Below are 18,048 nucleotides of genomic sequence, written 5' to 3'. Positions count from 1 at the left end.
TGGGGCACTCACCAAGTGGTGAGTGCCCCAAACTTATAGCCTTTGATCAACTAGTGCGGGTAGTTGCCAGATCAGTTTTCTTTAGCGTTTTTACAGTCTTCGCAGATACCAGTAATATCAGCAAGATGGGTCAAATCACTGAACCCATGCTCTTCTGCTACTTCTTTAATCCAAGCCTCGACTGGTCCTGCTTCCACCTCGATGGTGCGATCGCAGTTGCGACAAATCAAATGATGGTGGTGGACGAATGCTAAGCAGCGGCGGTAGCGGGTTTCCCCGTCTTCCGAACGAACCATGTCGATTTCATCATCAGCAGCCATGGCCTGCAAAGTACGGTAAACCGTAGCCAAGCCGATGTTTTCACCGGCTTCTTTAAGGTCATCATGAAGTTGCTGTGCTGAACGAAACTGATCGGTTTCCGCAATAGCTTTTTCGATGGCTGCGCGTTGGCGAGTCATCCGTTGCATCGTGGTCTCCTATTTTTTGATCTGTAAAAGGTATAACTAAGAGCATAACTCACAAAATGACAAAAGGATATGACGTTATGACGTGACGTTAGTTAAGTGGTGGTGTGGTACTACCTCTTTGAATTAAATCAGGTGCAAATCTCAACTCGCAAGTCTGTAATTTATTTGCCGAGATTTCTTCGCTTAACACTTGAACGGCAGCGTTTGCAATGGTTACCACTGGCTGTCGAAGAGTAGTGAGTGGGGGAGTCGTATGAGTCATTAGTGCTGAGTCATCAAATCCGATTACTGAAAGATCTTGCGGTACTTTCGCTCCCAGCGAGGTGGCTCCAGAAATTACTCCTAGGGCTTGTAGGTCGGATCCGGCGATAACCGCAGTGGCGCCTGCTCGGATAACTTCTTGCGCAGCGGACTGTCCTCCAGCAAAAGTGTAGAAAGTGGGGATGACCGTGAGGCTGTCTGCGCCAAAGTTCTTTTCCATATAAGTTTGATAGGCGTCTCGCTGTAGCTTTGCTGGGATGGCATTATCTCGACCGCAAACTAAGGCGATTTTGCGGTGTCCAAGTTGTTTTAGATGGTAGATAGCGGTTTGCATCCCCGCGTCATAGTTGACACAAACGCTCGGAGCTGCCAGTTCCGAACGTGGGCCATTAATTAAGACAAATGGAATTTCTTTATCCAATAACTCTTGGTATTGCTCCAGATTGGCTTGAGAATCGGCATGTCGCCCACAGACAAAAATTAGTCCTGCGCAACCAGCGCTTAGTAACGAATCAATGAGTTGGTTTTCGGTCATGCCCCCCGGGGCTTGGGAACAGATAAAGGCTGGATGGCCGCGGTGAGCTAGTTCTAGCTGTAGGTGGTGTGCATAGTTGGCAAAAACGGGATTGGTTAGCTCGGGCAAAATCAAGCCGACGGGAGCCAGGGAAGTGCGCGAAAGTGCTGAAGGACGGTCGTATCCGAGGGTGTCCATGGCCAGACGCACAGATTCGGCGGTGCTTTCTCGCACTTGGCCAGTGCCGTTAATAACTCGAGAAACTGTAGCTGGTGAAACTCCAGCTAACTTTGCAATGTCATCGAGGCGAACGCGAGCGGACATGGTTTGCTCCCTTGCAAGATTGTGAAAGAATTGTCTTTATATTAGCAGTTGTATTCAGAAAAAGTGTGAAAGATACTGAAAGGTCTTGCAGACTCTTTCATTTCAGGGTAGATTCATAACTAGCACTGGGAAATAAATCCGCCAGTGAGATTTTTAAAGGAGAAAACATGCGACGTGGCATTTCGATTGCAGCAATCTCAGCTTTGGCTTTGACTATGGCTGCTTGTGGTTCCTCAGACGAGGCCAAAGAAGATACTCAGCAACCAGCCCCAGCTCAGAGCGCCGAAGGTGATGGCTCGGCAGTAGCTGGTGAACTAACCATTTGGGCCGATGATACCCGCTCCTCGCAGGTAGCCGAATTGAGCAAGGATTTCACCGACAAGTTCGGTGTCAAGGTAAACGTAGTACAGAAGTCCGAATCCGACATGGATAAGGAATTTATTTCCCAGGTGCCAACCGGTAAGGGGCCAGACTTGATCGTTTTGGCTCACGACCGTCTTGGCTCCCTAGTTTCCAACGGGGTAGTGGGCACCGTGGATATCGCTGACAAAGCTAAGGACTTCTCTGAAGCGGCACTTTCTGGCGTCACTTACCAAGGCCAGACCTACGGCGTTCCTTATGCCATTGAAAACGTGGCTTTGGTCCGTAATAACCAGCTTTCCAAGGCTGAACCAAAGAGCTTTGATGAGATGCTAGCTGCCGGTAAGGAAGCAAACGTCGAATACCCATTCATCGTTCAGATGGGCGATAAGGGCGACCCTTACCATTTCTACGGTTTCCAAACTTCCTTTGGCGCACCTGTTTTCAAGCAGGACGATAAGGGTTCTTACACCACTGAACTAACCCTTGGTGGAGAAAAGGGTGAAGCCTTTGCTGACTGGTTAGCCAAGAAGGGCAACGAAAAGGTATTTGATCCAGCAATCACTGGTGAAATTGCCAAGCAGGCCTTCCTCGACGGCAAGGCTGCCTTCACTGTTACCGGACCATGGAACGTAAGTGCTTTCCGTGAAGCCAACATGGACATCACTGTGCTGCCAATCCCAGCTGCAGGTCCCGAAGCTGCCCAGCCATTCGTAGGTGTTCAGGGCTTCTTCCCCTCGGCAAAAACCGAAAACCAGCTCTTGGTCAACAAGTTCCTGGTTGACTACCTAGCTACCGAAGAAGCACAGCAGAAGATGTACGACCTCGGCAAGCGAGTTCCTGCCATGCCAGCGGTTGCCGCCAAGATCTCCGATCCTGATATTCAGGGCTTCTCCGAAGCGGGTAAGTCCGGTGCTCCGATGCCAGCTATCCCAGAAATGTCCGCGGTTTGGGATTTCTGGGGCATTACCGAAGTTGACGTAGTCACCGGTAAGCAGCAGCCTAAGGAAGCCTGGTCGACCATGGTAACCAACATCGAAAACGCCATCAAAAAGTAAGTAGTAGCTGGCCCCAAACAAAGAACTACGTTTGGGGCCAGCCTGCTATCTTGCCAGAAAGGCAACTACGATGAGTAAAGAAACATCTTCGTCCGAAAACCTGCTCAATGGGGAGCAAACAAACATGGACCAATCAACAGTTAAAACCAAACGTTTTGATCGCTTTGATCTATCTTGGGGCTTTTGGGTAAAAGTTGCCCTGATGGCACTCATTAACGCCCTCGGTGTTTATGGGCTACTTGCGGCATGGGCAGCAGAATCATATCTGACCCTAGCCGTTGTCTTGGTTACCCTGATTATTGCGGACGTGATTTATTTTTCTCGCCGCTTTATTCCAGCGAAGTACCTTTTCCCAGGACTGGCCTTCCTTTTGGTGTATCAAGTTTTCGTCATGGGATACACCGGTTTCGTTTCCTTCACTAACTATGGGACGGGGCATAACTCCACTAAAGCTGACGCGATTACTCAGATCCTAGCCCAGCATCAAAAGCGCGTGCCAGGTTCACCCACCATCAACACCACTGTGGTGGAAAAGAATGACAAACTATCTTTGGCGATCTGGGATGCGGAAAAGAAAGCCGTTCTAGTTGGTAATATGCAGCATCCTTTGACCCTAGTCGAGGGCGCAAAGGCCAACGACAAAGCAATCACCGAGGTGCCAGGTTACCAAGTCCTAAAGTTTGCTGACCTAGTTAAACGGCAACAAGAAGTTGCCGGCTTGAAAGCACCACTTACAGATGATCCCAATGACGGCTTCTATGTCACCACTGACGGCACTAAAGGCTTTTTAGCAAAGTCCGATTTTAGATACGACGAAGAAAAAGACGAGCTACTAGACACCACAAATAATGTGGTTTATCAGCCCAATGGGGAAGGTGCCTTTGCCGATCCAGAGGGCAACACCATCATGCCAGGATGGCGCGTGCCGGTTGGCTTCGCTAACTACACCAACATGGCTCATGGCTCAGATCTTGCCTGGCCGTTCTTTAATGCGCTGGTTTGGTCCTTCATCTTCGCAATTTTCTCGGTAGTTTCAACTTTTGCCTTCGGACTCTTGCTGGCGTTGGTCTTCCATGACAAGCGGATTCGAGGTCGAAAGATTTACCAGTCGCTTTTCATCTTGCCGTACGCCTTCCCAGCATTCCTTTCCACCTTGGTTTGGAAGGGAATGTTGAATACCAAATTCGGTTTCATTAACGAGGTCTTATTAGGAGGCGCGGAGATTCCTTGGTTGACCAATGGCACCCTCGCCAAAGTCTCCATTCTTGGAGTGAATCTCTGGCTGGGATTCCCCTACATGTTCTTAATTTGTTTGGGAGCCCTGCAGGCTCTGCCAGAAGACATTATGGAAGCAGCCAAAATTGACGGTGCCGGCCCAATCCGCACCCTCTTTAGTGTCAAGCTCCCATTAATCCTCGTATCAACCATGCCATTGTTGATCGCTTCTTTCGCCTTCAACTTCAATAACTTCTCGTTGATCTACATGTTGACCGGTGGCGGTCCAAACTATCCGGGCGCTTCCTTGCCAGTTGGTGAAACCGATATTTTGATTTCCATGGTTTATAAGATCGCCTTCGAAGGTGGCAGCCAGAACTACGGTTTGGCATCTGCTCTTTCGATCCTGATTTTCCTAGTGGTAGGGGTAATCTCCTACTTCGGTCTCAAACGTTCCAATGCAATGGGGGAGGACTGAGATATGTCTAAGGCAAAAACTCTCGCACCACAGCCCAAACTAAGCTGGGGACAATGGTTTAAGGAACTAGGTTGGCGGCACCTAATTGGCGTCCTCGTCATTATTTATTGTGCAGTCCCGTTAGCTTATGTCCTCTCGGCTTCTTTGAAGAAGAATGCTAACCTCACCGGTTCTAACAAACTTTTTCAAGAAGTTTCTTTCGCTAACTACGCTCGCCTGAGCGAAACTGACTATTGGCACTGGATTTTGAACTCTTTGTTCATTTCCTCTTTCACTGCAGTTGGTACCGTTTTAATGGCCTCGGCTGCTGCCTATGCTTTTTCTCGCTACCGTTTCCGAGGGCGTGAAGCGACCCTGACCTTCTTGCTGCTAGTGCAAATGTTCCCACAAATGTTGGCATTCGTGGCACTCTTCTTGTTGCTTCTAGCCCTGAAAGATGTTTTCCCGGTACTAGGTTTGAACTCGCAGATTGGTTTGATCTGTGTCTACCTAGGTGGCGCGCTTGGCTCGAACACCTTCCTCATGTACGGCTTCTTTAAGACTGTGCCCAAGGAACTCGACGAAGCTGCCCGCATCGATGGGGCAAGCCATGCACAAATCTTCTGGGGCATCATTATGCGATTGGTGACGCCAGTTCTGGCCGTAGTCGGCCTGCTATCCTTCATTTCTTCCTTCGGTGACTTCGTGATTGCCAAGGTAGTTTTGCAGACCCCAGATAAATTCACTTTGGCAGTGGGTATGTATAACTGGGCAGCGGACTCGCGAACCGCACCTTGGGGACTTTTCGCTGCCGGTGCGGTCGTAGCTGCCGTGCCAGTGATTATCCTCTTCCAGTTCTTGCAACGCTACATTGTTTCCGGTCTCACCGCCGGCGGCGTTAAAGGATAACCAAAACGGCCAAAATGTGGCCATTACGGCATTGACGCAGCGCCCCCAGAACAGATTTTCTGGGGGCGCTGCGCTAAGCTATTAGCAGCGCATCAGCCAGATGCCGCTAGGAAAAATACAAGGAGATAGCGTGGCAAACACACCTTCCCGTCTCGACAATGTCATTTCGTTGGCCAAGCGCCGTGGATTCGTCTACCCCTGTGGTGATATCTACGGTGGTACCCGTTCCGCTTGGGACTACGGCCCGCTAGGTGTCGAGCTAAAAGAAAACATCAAACGCGCCTGGTGGAACTTCATGGTGCGTTCCCGTGAAGATGTCGTTGGACTTGACTCCTCAGTCATCCTCCCGCCACAGGTGTGGGAAGCATCCGGTCACCTTAAAGCTTTCACTGACCCATTGATCGAATGCCTATCCTGCCACAAGCGTCAGCGTCAAGATACCTTGGCCGAGGCTTACGCAGAAAAGCACAATCTTGAAAATCCCGACGATGTGAACTTGGCTGATATGCCTTGCCCGAATTGTGGTAACCGTGGTCAGTGGACCGAACCTCGAGCCTTCTCCGGCCTGCTCAAGACCTATCTAGGCCCAGTAGATGACGAGTCGGGTTTGCACTTCCTCCGTCCTGAAACCGCTCAGGGTATTTTCGTCAACTACGCCAATGTGCAGTCCAGTGCTCGCATGAAGGTTCCTTTCGGGATTGGCCAGATTGGTAAGTCTTTCCGTAACGAAATCACCCCCGGTAACTTCATTTTCCGTACTCGCGAGTTTGAGCAGATGGAAATGGAATTCTTCGTCAAGCCAGGTACCGACGAAGAATGGCACCAGTACTGGATCGATCAGCGTTGGGAATGGTACACCGACTATGGAATCGATCCGACTCACTTGCGGATTTACGAGCACCCCAAGGAAAAGCTCTCGCATTATTCCAAGCGAACTGTTGACATCGAATACACCTTCGGGTTTGCCGGCTCGCAGTGGGGTGAACTAGAAGGTATTGCTAACCGCACCGATTTCGACCTTTCGACCCACGCAGAGCACTCGGGATCGAAGCTGGAATACTTCGACCAAGCAAGTGGCGAACGTTTCGTGCCTTACGTTATTGAACCAGCTGCTGGCTTGACGCGTTCTCTCATGGCTTTCTTGTGTGAAGCGTACACCGAGGACGAAGCCCCGAACACTAAGGGCGGCGTTGACAAGCGTGTGGTCTTGAAGCTGGATCATCGTCTTGCTCCGGTTAAGGTAGCCGTTTTCCCGCTCTCGCGTAAGCCAGAGTTGGTGGAACCTGCCAAGAAGCTAGCGGCAGATCTACGCAAGCTGTGGAATATCGAATATGACGATGCTGGTGCTGTGGGTCGTCGTTACCGTCGTCAAGACGAAATCGGTACTCCTTACTGCATTACCTACGACTTCGATTCGCTCGAGGATCACGCGGTTACCATTCGTGACCGTGACTCGATGGAGCAGACTCGAGTGCCACTCGATGAAGTCGTTGGCTGGCTCTCCCAGCGACTAGCAGGTTGCTGAGCAACTGACCTAGTTAAATGACAGTTCATTCTCATGACCACTCCGCCCCGGTTGTTCTCAGCCGGGGCGGGGCGCGTCGCATCCGTTTTTTGCTTTCCGCATTAGTTATTCCCCTTTGTGTACTAACTATTGCGGGACTTATCTGGCTTTGGCCGGGAGCAAATGCTCAGGTCGGTTCGCAACCATTGCTAGCCCCAGGCTCGGCACAAGTTCTGGTGAAAGTCGATCGTAACCTTGCCCCCACCGAATGCCTCCCGCCCAACACAGAGGCGGAAGCTCGGGCGACAACGGTTTGCGCCACGGTGGAACAAGCTGTCAATTCTTCAAAAAAGACCGAAGAAACGGTCAAAACTCCAGATCCGGGAACGGTCGTAGCCGTGCATATTCCCCCAGAATTTATGGCGGCAATACGTACTGGTCAGGTGCTTCGCACTTTATACACCCCCGCCCCATTGGATAATGCTGACCTGCCGGCTCCAGCCAGTCAAAACGCCCTCGACCAGCAAAATGGGGGGAACCAGGCGGCCTCGGAGCCTAGCATCGGCGCCCAATTCTTTTATCTCGATGTTGAGCGGTCTTTTCCTTTAAGTGCCCTCGTGATCGTCTACCTAGTGGTAGTAGTAGCTGTGGCCCGCAAACGCGGTTTCCTCGCGGTTTTAGGGCTGACCCTATCGGTATTGGTGGTTTGGAAATTCGTGGTACCAGCCTTGATGACTGGCAACCATCCACTATTGGTTACCATCGTCGGCGTCTCTGCCATGATCCTCTCGTCGGTTTACGTAGCTCATGGCGTTTCTATCAAAACTACCACCGCTTTGTTGGGTACCTATTTTGGCTTGGCACTTACCTGCGCGCTGGCAGTCAATCAAACCCGACTCCTTGGGCTCATGGGAGCAGGAGAGGAGTTCCAAAACATCCATGCTTCCTTCCCAGCAGTATCCTTGCCTGCGCTCCTAACCTGCGGCATGGTGATTGCTGGATTGGGCGCGCTCAATGACGTCACCATTACTCAATCATCGACCGTGTGGGAGTTGTTCGCTGCCAACCCGGCCCAAAATCGTTGGGAAGTCTATCGTAGTGCGATGCGAGTGGGGCGCGACCACATTGCCTCAACGGTTTACACTTTGGCTTTCGCCTATGTGGGCACGGCACTACCCACCTTGATGCTCGTGATGTTGGTTGATCGTCCCTTGGGGCAGGTGCTTTCCTCGGGGCAAATTGCGGAAGAACTAGGTCGAACTCTCGTAGCATCGATTGGCCTGGTTTTGGCCATTCCATTAACGACCGCTATCGGGGCCCTGCTGGTTCCAGTTGGTTTCGAAGCGACAACGACTATGGCAAAAACGTCAGAACCATCAGAGGGCAATCAAGCTGAGCAGCCGTCAATTACGGAAGCTGATATTAAAGCGACCTCGATTGGGCAAAACAGTAGTTATGCGCAGCCCGATTTAGAGCATAACCGCCAGGTTAGGTCCGATGAGGCTAGGAAAAATGTTGCCCTAGAAAATATCGGTGAGGAAAGCGTGCGCAGTAAGAAAATGACCTTTCCTTCTAGGCAGCGTAAGAAACAAATCGAAAACAAGGAACAATAGATGACTGAAGCGAAAACAACTCCCCAGCCAGCTTTGAAACTGGGGAATATTGAGCTTTGGTCACCAGTAATCCTTGCTCCGATGGCAGGAGTGACCAATGCTCCATTTCGTCGGCTCTGTCGGGAATGTGGCGAAGCCGGATTAGCACCTGCTGCGAGCGAGGCTTTGGCGACTACCCGTAAAGGGGTAGATGCACCAGCTGGGCTTTATGTTTCGGAAATGATTACCTCTAGGGCGTTAGTTGAACGTACTCCTGAAACCATGCGAATGATCGAGCCTGACCCCACTGAACGGGTACGCTCAGTCCAACTTTACGGGGTGCACCCGCAGACCATGGCACAAGCTGCCACCATGCTCTGTGAAGAGGACTTGGTCGACCATATTGACATGAACTTTGGCTGTCCAGTACCAAAGGTGACGCGCAAAGGTGGGGGAGCAGCTCTGCCTTGGAAAGCTGATCTTTTCGCTGAGATTGTTCAGCGAGTAGTAGCTGCTGCTAAGCCATATCAAATCCCCGTCACGGTGAAAATGCGCACTGGCATCGATCCTGACCATCTCACATTCAAGCGTGCAGCCCTAGATGCGCAAGAGGCTGGTGTCGATGCTGTGGCCCTCCATGCGAGAACTGCCGCTCAGCATTACTCGGGTAAGGCTCACTGGGATCAGATCGCCGAATTAGTCGAACTTTTGGACATTCCCGTCCTCGGAAATGGCGATATTTTTTCTGCCGAGGACGCACTATCCATGCAAGCTCACACCAACTGCGCTGGGGTTGTAGTGGGTCGCGGCGCACAGGGACGTCCTTGGTTATTTACTGACCTAGTGGCCGCATTTAGTGGGCTAGAAAAACGCGCCCTACCAACCTTGCGGGAAGTCGCAGCCATGATTGAACGCCACGGTGAACTTATGGTGGCAGAATTCTATGGTGATGAACTTAGGGCGATGCGAGAGATGCGCAAACACGTGGGCTGGTATTTGCGTGGTTTTGCCATCGGTGGTCCGCAGCGCTATGCCCTGAACTTGGTCTCAACTCGCGAGGAACTACACGAACGCCTACAAGCATTGGACCTAGACCAGCCATATCCTGCCGCCGCGTTGGGGCCGCGTGGTCGTGCGGGTAGTGAGAAGGTGCCACATCTACCAGCAGGTTGGCTAGATAGTCCTTATTTGGACGAGGACGGTGCTAAGTTGCTGCAAGGTGCAGAGCTAGATTCTTCTGGCGGCTAGAAGTGCTTCTTTGGCGGAGTCGGCTCTGGGGTCGGTAACGCGAACCAGCCGCATTCGCCTGGTTCGAGCATCCACGCTGCCGGTTCGTCATCGTCAGGTTTGACGAAACGAGAACTCAGGAGAGGAGCGTACTCGTCTGGCACCATCACAGTTTCTTCGGTGGTGTTCAAGACGGTCATGGTAGAAGCGCCAGCGGTTACGAGCAGATCTGGACTGCCCCAAGAAAGGCCTTCAACCCAAGCCAGAGAGCCAACCCCCATCTGTCGCTTAGCACGCAGATGCTGGGCTTGATTCATCACAGCTTTGGCATGTTCAATTTCGGCCGGAGGCAGGTGCAACATGGTCTCATCTTGGCGGACCCAAGGCAAGGCAATGATTCGCGCTGCACGCACATAAACTGCGCCAGGTAGCGATAGGGTGAAGAGGGTTAGCCCGCGCCGACGCACGTCCCCATTTTCGAGGTGCCAAATGTTGTCGGATGAGTCGGGATGATGCATCGACTCAGTGATGGACGAGGATGCTCGCCAAGCTGCCACGTGCCCTAAATCGTCACGGAATCCTAAGGTTTCTTCAATCCGGTAGCGTAGCGATCGGGCGCTCCAAGGAGAATCAAGCAGGAGATTATCGCGTAGATGCTGCAAAAGATAAGTCGATAAGAGTTCCTTAGACAGATCCGCACTCTCTTGCATAGCAAAAGCGGTTACGATAGCGCCATTTCCCGCGTGATAGCAAGCCTTTTGGATCTCTCGCAACATCTGGCGTAGACGTTCATTGCTAAAACGCGGATCGGGATGAGTCTTTTCATCGACTAGGAGCCCAAGATCAATACCCATAGCACCCAATTGCAAAGCAAGTTCGGCACGCTTCACCGTGTTTTCAGCGTCGAGTTCAAACCCACGATATGGAATAGGCGAGGGGACAATCATGCCAGCTTGCATGTCGGTGCCACCGCTGACTCTAACGATCGTGCGGAGGTTGACTTCGTTACCAGCGGCAATCAATTGTTTTAGTGGCGTGGCATCTTTTAACAGGTCGCATTCAGAGGGGCGCACGATGAAAGCATCGCAACCGGAATGGGCGATTGAGCTTAAATTTTGTGCTAACCAGCCCATTTCTTCTGGGCCTAAAAAGCCAGGAACATCGGCGACTACAGCACTCTTCCACCACGCCCCTGTATAACGAAGGGGGTAGTGAATCAAGGTCGTTGTAATCTGCGATGAGGACTGAATGTTTGCGTTAGTCACACTATTATTGTCCCTAATTTTTCGAAATGTACCTAATCGTTGTGTTTATTTCGTTACTATTGACAGTAGCATATAGTGAAAATAAAAACTTTTAGTAAGGAAAACCGTTGTCCGCAGAATACCCGTACACGAAAGCTGATTTGGCGCGTTATTGTGCAGATTCTCCCAAGTCTGGGGTGCGTTCAGATTTCGAGCGAGATCGAGCCCGAGTGCTTCACGCTTCCGCCTTGCGTCGTCTGGGAGCGAAAACTCAGGTTTTGGGGCCAAGTAAAGATGATTATGTGCGGACGCGGTTGACTCACTCGCTGGAAGTTGCACAAGTGGGGCGTCAGCTAGGCAAGATGTTGGGGGCAAATCCGGACCTAGTAGACACAGCCTGCTTGTGCCACGATTTGGGGCATCCTCCCTATGGTCATAATGGCGAAAAAGCTTTAGCCCAAGTGGCGAAAGATATCGGCGGATTTGAAGGGAACGCACAGACTTTCCGTTTGCTTACTCGCCTAGAACCAAAGGTTTTGACTTCCGAGGGCGAACCGGTTGGCCTAAACCTAACGCGAGCTACTTTGGATGCCACCATTAAATATCCTTGGGCACTAGGCGAGGATCCTAACGGTAGCCACAAGTTTGGGTATTACCCAGATGATCAGCAAATGTTTGCTTGGGCACGTAGAGACAGCGTGGGCATCCGCAAATCGTTAGAAGCCCAGATCATGGATCTATCAGACGATATTGGCTATAGCGTGCACGACGTGGAAGACGGGGTTTCGATTCACGCCCTTCCGCTTGAATCGGTGCGCGACGAGAGCCAGTGGGAAGCTATTTTTGCCACTACTCAGGCTTGGTACGGTACCAATATTTCCACGGATGAACTGGGAAATGCTCTGTCAAGACTTATCGCCCAAGACTGGTGGTTGGCTAGCTTCGACGGGGGATACGCGGATTTAGCCCGTTTGAAGAACTGTTCATCTGAGTTGATTGGCCGTTTCGTTTTGGCTTGTACTGCTGCGACTCGCGAAGAATATGGGGAGAGCGCCCTCGGCAGATACTCCGCCCAGGTAATCGTTCCCCCGCAGGTGCTAGCAGAAATCACCATTCTGAAGGGATTGGCATCTCACTTCGTGATGGTTCCACGGGAACACGAGTTCGATTATCTGCAACAGCGTACTTTGCTTTACGACTTGGCTGATGTTTTGTACGAAAAAGGCCCATCCCTGCTAGAGCCTTTGTTTGCCGCCCAATGGGAAGCTGCCGAGGACGATGCCGGCAAGCTGCGAGCAGTGGTCGATCAGCTAGCTTCTTTGACTGATAATTCTGCCCGGGCTTGGCATGCCCGCTACTGTGGTTTTTTCTCTGACCGAGTCGAACTCGATACGGACCACGATCGTTAAGTCCTACTAACTACCAGCACTGTTCTTCAAATTAGATTTTGTAGAGCGAATAGGTAAACTATCCACGTGGCTGGGATGATTAAACGGGAAGACATCGAGGCGGTACGTGACCGCTCCGATATAGAACGTATTGTCAGCGAACATGTCACATTGCGTCCTGCCGGCGTTGGCTCGCTCAAAGGCTTATGTCCCTTCCACGATGAAAAAACGCCTTCTTTTCACGTCCGCCCGTCTCTAAACCGATGGCACTGTTTTGGTTGCGGGGAAGGCGGCGACGTCATTAGTTTCGTGGAAAAAATCCATCACCAGTCGTTTGTAGAAGCAGTTGAGTGGCTAGCTGGCCGGCTCGGGATGACCCTTACATACGAGGATGGAAAAGGTCCAAGTCCTGTGGCGCACGGTAAGCGGCAACGTTTGGCCGAAGCAAATCGCGTGGCTGAAGCCTTTTTCCAAGCACAACTCAATACAAACGAGGGGGCGCTTGCGCGCGAGTTCTTGCTCCAACGAAAATTCGATAAGGCAGCAGCAGAGCATTTTTCCTTAGGTTATGCCCCCAAAGGATGGGATAACCTCTTGCGGCATCTGCGCAGCCAAGGATTCACCGAAGCAGAAATTGTCGATTCTGGTTTGGCTACTCGGGGCGCTAGGGGTGTATACGATCGTTTCCGAGGACGTTTAATCTGGCCAATCCGCGACCTGACTGGAGCCACAGTCGGCTTCGGGGCACGAAAGATATTCCCAGATGATGAAGGGCCGAAATATCTCAATACACCCGAAACCTTGTTGTACAAGAAATCGCAGGTGCTCTACGGCCTCGATTTGGCCAAAAAAGCCATCGTCACCCAAAAACAGGTGGTGATTGTTGAAGGCTACACCGATGTAATGGCTGCTCATCTAGCGGGGGTTACTACTGCGGTTGCTACCTGTGGCACGGCTTTTGGCTCAGAGCACGCCAAAATGCTGCGACGTTTGATTGGGCAAAGCAGAGATAGCGCTTCTGGCGTGGTCCTTAGCGGTGGTAAAGCCCTCGGTGGGGAAGTAATCTTCACTTTCGATGGCGATGGAGCCGGGCAAAAAGCGGCCTTACGAGCTTTTAATGAAGATCAGGAATTTGCTGCCCAAACCTATGTGGCAGTAGCCGAATCTGGCCTCGACCCCTGCGATTTGCGCCTGCACCAAGGCGATCAGGCGGTACGCGACCTTGTGGCTCGACGAGAACCACTCTTTGCCTTCGTGATTCACTCTAAGCTGGCCGACCTCGACCTCGATACGGTTGAAGGGCGCGTTGCCGGACTATGGTTAGCAGCCCCAGTACTTGCTGACATTCGCGATCTATCAATGCGGCGAGGCTACCAGCGAGAACTGGCCGCTTGGCTGTCCTTGCCGGAAGCTGAAGTGGAAGCGGCAGTGAAGAAATCCAAGAATGCGAAAGCTCAAGCTCAACGCATGGGAGCGGAAAACGGGTCAGTACCTGCCCCAGCACGTCCAGTGGCGCGCCAACTTGATCCTGCGGAACGCACTCAAGCTGATCTTTTGTCGGCTGCATTGCAGATCCCGCAGGCGCTTTACCGTTCTGGCTTCGACTCGCTAGATCCACAATGGTTTACGAACGCATCCTTGCGTGCCATTTATGAAACTATCATTTCCCTTGGGGGAGTGGAATTCTTTGTGCAAATGACTCGCCAATACGCTGCGGGACATCGCGCCGAAGCAAACAAGCACTGGAGCCAAATGGTTTTTGATATGGCTCCAGAAAGTTTGCACGCCAGTTTAAATTGGTTGATGTTGCAAGCTCTGCCTGGATTAGATGAGGCTGGAGTCAGTGCTTATGCGCACGGGCTAGTGATTGCCATGCAGCGTTTTGGTTTGAACCATCAAATCGCAAACTTGCGCTCGCGCCTCCAACGTGAAGGCACTGACCCGAATAAAGCGGTTGCCATGCTTAGCGAACTTAACCAGCTCGAGCAGCAGCGTCGGGCTCTACCCGCCTAATACCAACCTTGTGGGCTCTGTAACTGAGCGAACGATACTCTGGAAAGTAACGATTTCTAAGATCAGGTCAAAGCGCTAACTGGTAGCGAAAAAAGTGTTTGAAAGTATTCCACAGGCTTATTTTTAACTAGACACTAAAGCACAAAATAGTTACTCTTATGGCTATTGCCCCGATAGCTCAGTCGGTTAGAGCAGCGGACTCATAATCCGTCGGTCCAGGGTTCAAGCCCCTGTCGGGGCACTTTTACATTTCTAGGCACTATTGGCCTCTAAGGTACTCTTGCTAGTCTTAGTCAAGCCCAAGCCCAACCCAAGGGCAAACCCGTAGTGCATGAATAAAGCTTTTAGTTTTCGATATTTTCCCTCGCTTCATCTCAGGCGGTTGCGATAGTCTCATTAAACTCACGGTTTTTCTACTATCTGTGGTCGGTTTTGCATGCCTCAGTCGTCCTCGGTGCTGAAAGTTAACCCAGCACGATGAAAGCCGCGAAGCCGCCTATACTGGTAGGCATGGGTTACTCAAAAACAGATTTAACAGAAAGCCGGATTCTTCTTTACTACGGGTTTGCCCCGCTAGAAGATCCGCAAGCAGTAATGTTCTGGCAGCGCACCTTGTGCGAAATGCTCGGACTAAAAGGACGCATCCTCGTTTCAAAGCACGGGATTAATGGCACTGTCGGCGGCACCTTGGCCTCCTGCAAAGAATACGTGCGCCGGACCAAAGCGTTCCCAGCGTTCAAAGGCATGGAATTTAAGTGGTCCGAAGGTGGAGCCGAAGACTTCCCACGCTTGAGCGTCAAGGTACGCGACGAAATCGTTGCCTTTGGTGCGCCAGAAGAACTAGAAGTTAACGAAAAGGGCGTAATCGGTGGCGGCGTCCACCTGAAGCCAGAACAGCTTCACGAATTGATGGAAGAACGCGGTGACGAGGTCGTCTTCTTCGATGGTCGTAACGCTATGGAAGCAGAAATCGGTCGTTTCAAAGACGCTATCGTGCCAGATGTGAAAACTACCCATGACTTCATTAAAGAAATTGAATCGGGTAAGTACGATGAACTTAAGAATAAGCCGGTTGTCACATACTGCACCGGCGGTATTCGTTGCGAAATCCTCTCTTCGCTCATGAAGAAGCGTGGTTTTAACGAGGTCTACCAGCTTGACGGTGGCATTGTTCGCTACGGTGAGAAGTTCGGCGACGAAGGCTACTGGGAAGGTTCCCTCTACGTATTCGACCGTCGCATGCACTTAGAGTTTACCGATAAGGCCAAACAGCTCGGCAAATGTACTCATTGTGGGGAAGGAACTAATGACTTCCGCAACTGCGAGAATCAAGAATGTCGAAAGCAAACCCTGATTTGCGATAAGTGCTGGGACGAAGCAGAACATCGCTACTGCGAGAACTGTGCTCCCGTAAAGGCTAACGCATGATCAGATGGGGGAAAGCTAAAGCTCAGGAAGCCAAGTCTCACACGCAACTTCCTGAGCAGCTAGCCCAACTCGTTCCAACTAAGCAAGTTCAGGCCGTTGAGCCAACCACTGGTGATCAGTGGCTGGTAGTAAACGAGGCCGGACTTCACCTGCTTGGCCCTAAGCTCGAAGAATCTGTCCCTTGGGTCATGATTGAGCATCTGCGCTTTACCGGCAAGAATCGGCAACTGACCATTTCTTGGAGTGACCCGCAAGCCCCGGTAGTGCAATTGCAGCTACGTACGGTCGACCCCGAGCAACTAATGCTAAGCGCCAAGGAACACTTGGATAATTCTTTTGTGATAACGCGCACGAAAGAACTCGACAATGGTCAAATTCTCCGAGGTGCGGTGCGACGAGATAGTGCTGGAGAACTCTTTGTAGTGATCCGGCAAACTTCTAAACGGAAATCAGCTACGGTTGCACAGGTTGACGAGTTTGAGGCGGAGCTCCTTGAAGCCTTGGGGGAAACCCCGAAGAAAGACTAGTTTTTAATTTCGATTTGTTTTTCTAGGTTTTTCTCTGGTAAGCTTTCTACCCGTAATCCCGCGTAGCTCAATGGCAGAGCGTCCGACTGTTAATCGGCAGGTTGCTGGTTCGAGTCCAGCCGTGGGAGCCAACAAATCCCCGTTGCAAAAGCAACGGGGATTTTTGTTTCATTGTCTTGTCTCAGCCAGTTCGGCAGGTTCCAGCTTTACTGTCCTAGGCTTAACTTCTTTGGTTCAAAGCTGCTAGTACTGGGCCAGAAACTCCTAAGAGGTGAGCATTTTGTCGCAACTGTTCTAGTTCGTTTGCCAGCTTGTCTCGATCAGTTTCATCTGCAGCCAAGAAATTGTTTAGCTCAAGAGTAAGTAGCTGAAGGTATAGCCCACCTAAGGAGGCCTTAATGCCTTCTAGGCCCTTAACGGGGGAGGGCAACGGGTAGCTCGCTGGGCGTTGGTCTTTAGCCCCTTGTGAGAGGAGTTGGGTAGCCTTGCGCTCACACCACTGGCCCTGTTTGATTAATAGAGAGCGGGCATCTCCCGTTGCCTGCATCTTGGCGCCGATAGTCTGGACTTGCTCGACACAAGCACCAAAGGTGAGCAGGGCAGTTTCCGGATTAGGGGTTGGCCATTTCTCAACTTCAGGTTGCTCACTGGCTACCGTTGAGTTCTTTTTCACTTTGGGACCGCCAGGGGCAGTGAGTGGTTCTAACTTGGCTGGCAGAGGTGGAAGCCAAGTTGTGGCGGTGGCGGTGCCATCAGGAGTGTTAGTCTCTTCGGGGCTACTTACTTCAGGAGAGGCGTTGGCAGGTGAAGGAGTTGCTTCTGCGCTGGTTGTAGGTGCCGTTTCTGCAGTCGCGCCCTCTAAAAGGACTGTTCCCTGTGGAGAGGTCAACCGTAATTCGGGTGTTGGTTCTTCGGGAGTTTCGCCCCAATGATAGGTGAGCTCACGCCAAGGGGTGCTCAAACCGTCCTTAGGAAGTTTGGGGGTCCCCGCGTTAAACGCAGCGGCCAGATTCTCAACCTGCTCACTGTAATCCAACTGGTTACGAATCAATCTTGCCGCCAAACTTGGGTTTTTAGCCAAAATTGCTCGGTTACGATCAGCTGCTCCCAAACCCTGTAATTGCTCCAGAAGTTCTGCTGGGGTGGAGGTGGCCACTGCTGGTGCTCGAAGGACTTCGGCGCCCTCTGGAGTACTTTGAGAGGCCCAAGGAGCCCATAAGCCGCCACTGGCCGAAAGGTCTGATTGTAGAACTTTAGCGGCTTGTTGCGCCTTTGCCTGCTGATTCTCAGCACTATTTTGTGCTAGATAGTCAAGGGCATTTACCGCCCCTTGCAAGGCCAAAGAAGATTCCACTTGTTGGGTTTGGCTAGCATTGATCGCTGGTAGGGGACCTGGGCCGGTGTCAAAACGTAGAGCGCATCCACCAAGGGTGAAACAAAGCGCAGTCAGAGCTACAAGTGAGCGACGGGTAACACGGTGCAGGTTTTTGGCGTTTTTCTTCATCACCTTTGATTGTCGCACAGGTAGGATAGGAGCTAAAGTGCTGAAAGGGAATTGGT

14 protein-coding genes and 2 tRNA genes are annotated in these 18,048 nt (G+C 51.5%); 12 read left to right on the top strand and 4 right to left on the bottom strand.

What is annotated here, in order from left to right; all coding sequences use genetic code 11:
• Positions 1-71: 71 nt before the first annotated feature.
• Together BK816_RS06050 and BK816_RS06045 are read right to left on the bottom strand one after the other, a co-directional pair.
• The gene (locus BK816_RS06050) at positions 72-467 is read right to left on the bottom strand and encodes a Fur family transcriptional regulator (protein ID WP_071164372.1); all 396 of its coding nucleotides are present in this window, start codon (positions 465-467) and stop codon (positions 72-74) included.
• Between the two features lie 88 nt (positions 468-555).
• Positions 556-1,566 carry a LacI family DNA-binding transcriptional regulator gene (locus tag BK816_RS06045; RefSeq protein ID WP_071164371.1) on the bottom strand — a complete coding sequence of 337 codons (1,011 nt, stop codon included), beginning with the start codon at positions 1,564-1,566 and terminating at the stop codon, positions 556-558.
• 167 nt (positions 1,567-1,733) lie between these two features.
• Here BK816_RS06045 and BK816_RS06040 point away from each other — a divergent pair, with 167 nt between their 5' ends.
• From BK816_RS06040 to dusB, 6 genes are all read left to right on the top strand, one after another.
• Positions 1,734-2,984, top strand: coding sequence for a sugar ABC transporter substrate-binding protein (locus tag BK816_RS06040; protein ID WP_071164370.1), 1,251 nt, complete (start codon positions 1,734-1,736; stop codon positions 2,982-2,984).
• Positions 2,985-3,108: 124 nt separating this feature from the next.
• Complete coding sequence (locus BK816_RS06035) at positions 3,109-4,677, top strand: ABC transporter permease subunit (RefSeq protein ID WP_071164961.1); 1,569 nt, start codon at positions 3,109-3,111, stop codon at positions 4,675-4,677.
• Between the two features lie 3 nt (positions 4,678-4,680).
• Positions 4,681-5,565, top strand: a complete 885-nt coding sequence (locus BK816_RS06030; RefSeq protein WP_071164369.1) for a sugar ABC transporter permease — start codon at positions 4,681-4,683, stop codon at positions 5,563-5,565.
• 130 nt (positions 5,566-5,695) lie between these two features.
• Positions 5,696-7,090, top strand: a complete 1,395-nt coding sequence (locus BK816_RS06025; protein ID WP_269466167.1) for a glycine--tRNA ligase — start codon at positions 5,696-5,698, stop codon at positions 7,088-7,090.
• A 17-nt stretch (positions 7,091-7,107) separates the two neighbouring features.
• Positions 7,108-8,682, top strand: coding sequence for a YibE/F family protein (locus BK816_RS06020; RefSeq protein WP_071164367.1), 1,575 nt, complete (start codon positions 7,108-7,110; stop codon positions 8,680-8,682).
• Positions 8,683-9,909 carry a tRNA dihydrouridine synthase DusB gene (dusB, locus tag BK816_RS06015; RefSeq protein WP_170299672.1) on the top strand — a complete coding sequence of 409 codons (1,227 nt, stop codon included), beginning with the start codon at positions 8,683-8,685 and terminating at the stop codon, positions 9,907-9,909.
• On the opposite strand, the gene BK816_RS06010 is transcribed toward dusB, so the two are convergent.
• Positions 9,906-11,153, bottom strand: a complete 1,248-nt coding sequence (locus BK816_RS06010; protein ID WP_071164366.1) for a hypothetical protein — start codon at positions 11,151-11,153, stop codon at positions 9,906-9,908. The two genes, dusB and BK816_RS06010, sit on opposite strands and share 4 nt — an antisense overlap.
• Before the next feature lie 107 nt (positions 11,154-11,260).
• On the opposite strand from BK816_RS06010, the gene BK816_RS06005 reads away from it, so the two are divergent.
• The 6 genes from BK816_RS06005 to BK816_RS05980 all read left to right on the top strand — a co-directional run bounded on the left by BK816_RS06005 (position 11,261) and on the right by BK816_RS05980 (position 16,619).
• Positions 11,261-12,541 (top strand): deoxyguanosinetriphosphate triphosphohydrolase, encoded by a 1,281-nt coding sequence (locus tag BK816_RS06005; RefSeq protein WP_071164365.1) that lies wholly within the window; start codon positions 11,261-11,263, stop codon positions 12,539-12,541.
• Positions 12,542-12,607: 66 nt separating this feature from the next.
• A complete protein-coding gene (dnaG, locus tag BK816_RS06000; RefSeq protein ID WP_071164364.1) occupies positions 12,608-14,533 on the top strand; it encodes a DNA primase in 1,926 nt (641 codons plus the stop codon).
• Positions 14,534-14,700: 167 nt separating this feature from the next.
• Positions 14,701-14,774: transfer RNA gene (locus BK816_RS05995), tRNA-Ile, on the top strand.
• A 236-nt stretch (positions 14,775-15,010) separates the two neighbouring features.
• Complete coding sequence (trhO, locus tag BK816_RS05990) at positions 15,011-15,961, top strand: oxygen-dependent tRNA uridine(34) hydroxylase TrhO (protein WP_236842304.1); 951 nt, start codon at positions 15,011-15,013, stop codon at positions 15,959-15,961.
• A complete protein-coding gene (locus tag BK816_RS05985) occupies positions 15,958-16,488 on the top strand; it encodes a hypothetical protein (protein WP_071164362.1) in 531 nt (176 codons plus the stop codon). Before trhO ends, BK816_RS05985 begins: the two co-directional genes overlap by 4 nt.
• Positions 16,489-16,544: 56 nt before the next feature.
• Positions 16,545-16,619: transfer RNA gene (locus tag BK816_RS05980), tRNA-Asn, on the top strand.
• Between the two features lie 89 nt (positions 16,620-16,708).
• Here BK816_RS05980 and BK816_RS05975 read toward each other — a convergent pair.
• Positions 16,709-17,992 (bottom strand): hypothetical protein, encoded by a 1,284-nt coding sequence (locus tag BK816_RS05975; RefSeq protein ID WP_071164361.1) that lies wholly within the window; start codon positions 17,990-17,992, stop codon positions 16,709-16,711.
• Between the last annotated feature and the right edge of the window lie 56 nt (positions 17,993-18,048).

It is taken from the genome of Boudabousia tangfeifanii (assembly GCF_001856685.1).
Classification (GTDB): domain Bacteria; phylum Actinomycetota; class Actinomycetes; order Actinomycetales; family Actinomycetaceae; genus Boudabousia; species Boudabousia tangfeifanii.
The sequence above is the reverse complement of the archived record's forward strand: the minus strand, read 5'-3'. Positions and strand labels throughout refer to the sequence as shown.

Coding starts and splice junctions, on each gene's coding strand:
- BK816_RS06050 (WP_071164372.1), bottom strand. CDS start 467: ATGCAACGGATGACTCGCCAACGCGCAGCCATCGAAAAAGCTATTGCG.
- BK816_RS06045 (WP_071164371.1), bottom strand. CDS start 1,566: ATGTCCGCTCGCGTTCGCCTCGATGACATTGCAAAGTTAGCTGGAGTT.
- BK816_RS06040 (WP_071164370.1), top strand. CDS start 1,734: ATGCGACGTGGCATTTCGATTGCAGCAATCTCAGCTTTGGCTTTGACT.
- BK816_RS06035 (WP_071164961.1), top strand. CDS start 3,109: ATGGACCAATCAACAGTTAAAACCAAACGTTTTGATCGCTTTGATCTA.
- BK816_RS06030 (WP_071164369.1), top strand. CDS start 4,681: ATGTCTAAGGCAAAAACTCTCGCACCACAGCCCAAACTAAGCTGGGGA.
- BK816_RS06020 (WP_071164367.1), top strand. CDS start 7,108: ATGACAGTTCATTCTCATGACCACTCCGCCCCGGTTGTTCTCAGCCGG.
- dusB (WP_170299672.1), top strand. CDS start 8,683: ATGACTGAAGCGAAAACAACTCCCCAGCCAGCTTTGAAACTGGGGAAT.
- trhO (WP_236842304.1), top strand. CDS start 15,011: ATGAAAGCCGCGAAGCCGCCTATACTGGTAGGCATGGGTTACTCAAAA.
- BK816_RS05985 (WP_071164362.1), top strand. CDS start 15,958: ATGATCAGATGGGGGAAAGCTAAAGCTCAGGAAGCCAAGTCTCACACG.
- BK816_RS05975 (WP_071164361.1), bottom strand. CDS start 17,992: ATGAAGAAAAACGCCAAAAACCTGCACCGTGTTACCCGTCGCTCACTT.